1 protein-coding gene is annotated in these 773 nt (G+C 43.3%); it reads right to left on the bottom strand.

The features are described from left to right. Nucleotides 1-773 (bottom strand): dihydrolipoyl dehydrogenase family protein (locus DAE25_RS22710; RefSeq protein ID WP_159083933.1); only part of this gene is annotated, 773 nt, incomplete at both ends.

Consider the following 773-nt stretch of genomic DNA (forward strand, 5'->3'; position numbering starts at 1 on the left):
GAACACCTTTGTGTGCTAACATCGGCTGACCGACGATATCACCGATAGCGAAGATATGCGGTACGTTGGTACGCATTTGTTTATCCACTGCGATGAAACCGCGATCATCAACATTCACGCCCGCTTTACCCGCATCGATTAATTTACCGTTCGGTACACGACCGATAGCGACTAATACCGCATCGTAACGTTTAGTATCGTTACATGCTTTACCTTCCATTGAAACATAGATACCGTCATCTTTCGCTTCAACCGCAGTTACTTTAGTTTCAAGCATTAACTTGAATTTTTTCTCGATTTGTTTGGTGTAGATAGCTACAACATCTTTATCTGCTGCAGGAATCACTTGGTCAAACATCTCAACCACTTCAACTTCCGAACCTAAAGCGTTATATACGGTACCCATTTCTAAACCGATGATACCACCGCCCATAATGAGTAATTTTTTCGGTACTTCTTTTAATTTAAGTGCATCCGTAGAATCCCACACACGCGGATCTTCGTGTGGAATGAACGGAAGCTGAATCGGACGAGAACCGGCTGCAATAATTGCATAATCAAATTTAATCGTTGTCGGATTACCGTCACGGTCACGAGCTACTAAAGTATTCGGATCGGTAAACGCCGCTAAACCTTCCACTACTGTTACTTTACGTGCTTTAGCCATACCCGCTAAACCGCCGGTTAATTTAGAAACAACCGCTTCTTTACCCGCACGCACTTTATCTAAATCAATGTTGGGCTCACCGAAAGTAATACCGTTTTTCTCTGCG

This window comes from Nocardioides terrigena, from assembly GCF_003047265.1.
In the GTDB taxonomy this organism is placed as follows: Bacteria; Actinomycetota; Actinomycetes; order Propionibacteriales; family Nocardioidaceae; genus Nocardioides; species Nocardioides terrigena.